This is a genomic window from Xanthomarina maritima, assembly GCF_008084905.1.
Taxonomy (GTDB): domain Bacteria; phylum Bacteroidota; class Bacteroidia; order Flavobacteriales; family Flavobacteriaceae; genus Xanthomarina; species Xanthomarina maritima.
Genome location: NZ_VSFC01000055.1, coordinates 1 through 5116 on the forward strand (window position 1 = coordinate 1; position 5116 = coordinate 5116).

Sequence of the window (5116 nt, forward strand, 5' to 3'; positions counted from 1 at the left end):
TGCTAATCTAGCTTCTTCCTCTGCTTGTAATTGAGCTGCTGCTTCAGCATTTATTGTTTGATTTTGAGCTGCAGCCTGAGCTTCGGCTAAAGCCTGTGCTTTTGCTTCTCCTTCTTGTTTAGCACGTTCTTGTGCTTCTGCTCTTTCTATAGCTCTAGTTTCTGCTGCCAATCTAGCTTCTTCTAGGGCAACTGCTCTTTCTAAAGCTTTTTGTTCAGCTAATAGGTCTCTTTCTTCAGAAGATAATGCTGGTTTTGTAGATGCTGCCACTTTTGGTTTATTGTCACTTATAAGTAGGGCTTCTTCTCTATCATCTCCACTATATTGATATCTATTTCTTGTTTCAAATTTATAAGCTAAAGTAAATTCATGAGAAGATCCAAAAGTGGATAAATCTCCCATAGCTTTTTCATAATTATATTCTACAGAGATTTGTTTAGTAATATTTATACCAATTCCTCCTGTTAATCCATAAACCGTATTATATCCTAATTGAGCCCAAATACCTTTAGGTACTGTAAGCATAGCTATACCTGAAAAAATAGTTTGATCTTTTTTGAATTCCGATCTTATTAATGCTGAAAATTTACTTTGATCAAAAAAGCCACGACTATACATATAGCCTGTATACATTACATGTGCTTGAATACTTTGTTGTGGGTCTTCTTTAATAAGTTCGGAAGTCTTAATATTATATTGCACCAAATTGTTTACAGATAATCCAAAATCAAAAAATACCAAGCCGTAATTAATTCCTGGACTTACGCTTAAAACAGTATTTTTTGGAATGTTGTCTAAAGACGGATCTTCTTGGTTAACAACCACTTTTCCTTCATTAATATTACTTGTATAAAAGCCTAAATTCAAACCAAACGTTAAATTACTTTCAGATTGAATTCTTGCATTATAAGCGAAGTTTAAAACACCTCCAAAAGATGTTAAAACACCATAATTTTGTTGAAATAAACCAACTCCTATTCCAATATTTTCTTTATACCTTCCAGTATAATTAATTAAATATGTTTGTGGTGCATCTTCAAACTGAACCCATTCTCTTTTGTTTGTAATATTGATATATGTATTTTGTTCTCTAACAAAACTAAAGGTTGGGTTTGTTAAATATCTATTGAATTTTAAAGAACTTCTTACTGGAATAGCCAAAGACACAACACCATCTTCTTGGGAGAAGAAATACTGTGTTGAAGACAAGAATATAGCTATTATTAGTAAAAATAGTTTCATATTATTTTACTATGGTTATTGATCCTTTTTTTGTTTTATTATCTGTAGTGGTAATCACGTAGTAAAAAACAGGATTTACACTATTAAATTTAATTTCATTTTCTGGCCAATTGTTTAGGTAGTTAGTTGTTTTAAGAGATACTTTTCCATAAGAATCCATAATGATAACTTCTGTATTAGTACCACTTACATAGATATTTGGAATAATCCAAGTATCATTAATACCATCTCCATTCGGACTAATTAAATTTGGAATATCCTCTACACTAGGAAATGGATTTATAGGTTCTTCTATTTCAAATAAAAACTCTTCCGAAACATTACAACCAGTTGTCTGATTAATTACAACTTTATAGTTTCCAAACTCAGTGGCATCAAATGTGTTTTCTGTAGCTCCTGGAATAATCACATCATTTAAAAACCATTGAAATTCTGGATTTTGAGCAGAAGTAGTAACTTCAACATATAATGTATCTCCTAATTCTATAGTATTCACCTCATCTACATTAATACTACTTGTAAACCCTTCACTATCTAAAACAATAGAAGCTGATGTTGTACAACTTCCTAAATCTATACTTACTGAAAATGTACCTGATAATGTGGTCTCAAAACTTTGGTTAATGGCACCAGGAATAGCTTCACCATTTAAAAACCATTGGTAACTATTTCCTGAAGTAGTTGTTAATGTAGTAGGGCCTCCATCTGGACAAAACGGATTTCCTAAACTGGAAACAATATCTGTAGTTGAACCAGAAGTTGATTCTGATACAGTAACACGATTTGAATATGAATCTGAAGTACAAGTTCCATAATCTGTTTCTACAAAATAGGTCCCAGGAGTACTTACTGATAAGCTTTCTCCATCGGCTACAAAAACAAAAGTTGTTGGTCCTGTTACTCTATACCATTTAAAAGTTAAGTTTGGGTAATTTAATGGTGAATCGTTCATATCATTACCTGGATTATCTATAGTCAACAAATAAGAGCCACCAGCGCAATAACTAGCAGTAGAAATTAAGTTGTTTATTGAAAATGGACTGTCCTGAATTTTATAATATGCAGCAAAAGTTGGTGAACCAGAACTAGTAGCAACTGGAGCCGAACTTTTAATTCGAAGTCTATAATTCTCACCAAATGTATCTGTTGGTAAAGCAAAACTTAATGTTGCTGGTGAAGTAGTAACTAATCCAGCTGCAGATGTATATACAACAGTTGGTGAAGCAAAGCTTCCATCGGCATCAGATAATTCAATGCTAAATTGATTTGAAGAACTTAAAGCCGCTTCTGGTGAAAAAACAAATGACACATAATATGTATTAAAAGATTCATTTGCACAAGCTTGACCAAACCCAATATTAGGAGCACCAATTACTATCTGAGCTTTTATGTCCTGGTTTAGAGTTAGAACAAAAAAACACATTACAAAAAAAAGATTTTTTACAATTGTAGTTTTATTCATATGCTTGTTTTCTAGTTATTAATACAAATGCTGTGGTTTAATTATTAAACTACTCTGATTTATTTTAAACTAAGGGATTACAATTATTTATTGGATTAATTAAAAGAATCCCCAAGCAAAAAACTTGAGAATTATTTTATACTGAATTTTCATTCAGATTATTTTTTAATTTTTTAATCTAGATTAGATGCAATAATTTTATTGATACGCAATCTAAAGTCCGGCCTTTTCGGATCTTTTAAATCAATAAAAGTTTCAGAATCTAATCCTTTAGAATACACATTAAAAAAACTACTGTTTCCATACCAGTTCTCTAAATCTTCATTGTTATTGTTATATTCTGTAAAAATATTTCCATTACAGTTGTTAAAATACATTTCTGAGAATTTAATCTTACTTAAACTTTCGTTATTGATTTTAATTTTGTTCTCAAATAAAACAGCTGGATTAAAACCAGAAATAACACTTTTACTCATATCAAGAGAAGCATATTCAGAAATATAAATGGCCTCTCTTACTAAACCTAATTTAATTTCAGATTGTAAATTCTCGCTTGCGTTAATTAGAGTTAAATTTGTTGCGGTTACAAAAGTTTCTTTTTTAGTGAAGTCCACTTCTTCTTTCTCTTCTCCATAAGATGCAATATGCATGGTTCTAGATCCATCCGGACTTGACACATAAGACGATCTAACTGCTAAAGAATTGTAAATATTACATTGTGTCCCAAAATTAAAGTTATAATCTATTTTGTTAGATTTATAAGACACCATTCTGCTAAGATTAACTTGTCCTCCAAAAATATCGAACGAATTACCTTCAGAATAACTAACCATAATATTTTCTAAAATGGTTTGACTTCCAACACCAGCCAATAATAAAGCATTAAAATTGTTTCCATCTTTTAATTCCTTTCCAGCATATTCTATTCTTACATATCTTAAAACACCAGAATTACTTTCAATGTTATCTCCACCATAACTTATATCATCATAAGTTGCAGCTTTAAAATTATGATTTACAGAAGATCCATTTCCAAACTTGTTAATTGGAGCATCACCAAGAATAATAAGTCCTCCCCAATCACCAGCTTTTTTAACACTTCTATTAGAAGTAAAAACTATAGGATCTGTTACTAAACCATCTGCATTGATAGTAGCACCTTTTGTTATTATAAGAGAACCCTTTGTTTTAAAGTCTCCTATAATTACAGTACCTGGTTCAATTGTAAGTGTGGCATTATTTGTTACAAAAACATCTCCTAATAACATATAGATGTTTTTCTTAAACAATTTAGTGTCTGAAGTAATATTACCTGTTAATATTTCGGTAGCGTCTCCATATTCAATTTGACTTGGGTTAAATTCAGTCCAAGAGTTCAACCAGTTATTAGTGCCGATAATTCCTTTCTCTTGTTGAGAAAACACATTACAAAACACTAATAGAAAAATACATAAGAGTTGGGGCAGATTTTTCATAATTCAATTGTTATTTATTTATCATAAAGATTCTTATCAATTTAGTCCAAACATATAAAAAAATTCCACTAAACACAAAAAATAACGACGAAATGCAATATTTATTTTATTTCTGTAGTATATATCTTACTTTTAAAAGTAGAAATTTAATTTGAATTAATTTAATTTTTCAATAATAATTTATACTAAAAAAAATATCAAGCATAACTTGATATTTTTTAGTATAAAAACAACTGTTTAATTAGATAAAATTATATTAGAATAGACAAAAATATATAATGAGTTAAAATCTATTATTCTCACTATAAATATGTAGTGCTTTTAACGTTTCTTCATAAAATAAAATAGCAGCAATTAAATTAGCTCTATCTGAATAGGGTAATATTTTATTTTGAAAATCCATAGTGCTTTGAAAATAACTAGTAGTAGCATCTATTTGATCATCTAATGCATTTCTGTTTTCTTTTGTATCTGGTATACCAAAAGTCGACATTGTTACACCAGGCTTTGTAGCAAAAGCAATGTAAGGTAATATTTTTACAATAATTTCGATACGCTCGTTATATAATCCTAACAATGCTCCTTTTTGCATTTGCTCTAATTCTTTTCTATCATGATATTTAGAAATGGAAACATCTTGACTAATAATGCTTTTAGGTTCATCTTTACTTTGAGCAAAACTAACGCCAGCCATCAGTAAAAAAGTAAGACAGATTAAAGTAACTTTAGATTTCATATTTAAGATTTTGGGATTCAATATGACAAATTTATGCAATTAAACGAAAAAAACAAGCGTTTTATCGATTATTTAATGTTTTTAATTTATTTATTTAAAATGGAGTGGATTAACAATTTGTGTAACTCTCAGAAAATAATGCTGTTATATTAACTATTTCCCGATACAAAATGTAATGTGCTACTGATTATCAATTAATTA

4 protein-coding genes are annotated in these 5116 nt (G+C 29.6%); all 4 read right to left on the reverse strand.

Annotated features, from left to right (window positions below):
- On the reverse strand, nucleotides 1-1242 hold a 1242-nt coding region (locus FVF61_RS12010; RefSeq protein ID WP_148456749.1), incomplete at its 3' end, for a PorP/SprF family type IX secretion system membrane protein.
- 1 nt (nucleotide 1243) lies between these two features.
- On the reverse strand, nucleotides 1244-2704 hold the full coding sequence (locus FVF61_RS12015) for a T9SS type B sorting domain-containing protein (RefSeq protein ID WP_148456751.1): 1461 nt from the start codon (nucleotides 2702-2704) through the stop codon (nucleotides 1244-1246).
- Nucleotides 2705-2877: 173 nt separating this feature from the next.
- On the reverse strand, nucleotides 2878-4179 hold the full coding sequence (locus FVF61_RS12020) for a hypothetical protein (protein ID WP_148456753.1): 1302 nt from the start codon (nucleotides 4177-4179) through the stop codon (nucleotides 2878-2880).
- A 283-nt stretch (nucleotides 4180-4462) separates the two neighbouring features.
- Nucleotides 4463-4915, reverse strand: a complete 453-nt coding sequence (locus FVF61_RS12025; protein WP_199757308.1) for a hypothetical protein — start codon at nucleotides 4913-4915, stop codon at nucleotides 4463-4465.
- Nucleotides 4916-5116 lie beyond the last annotated feature (201 nt).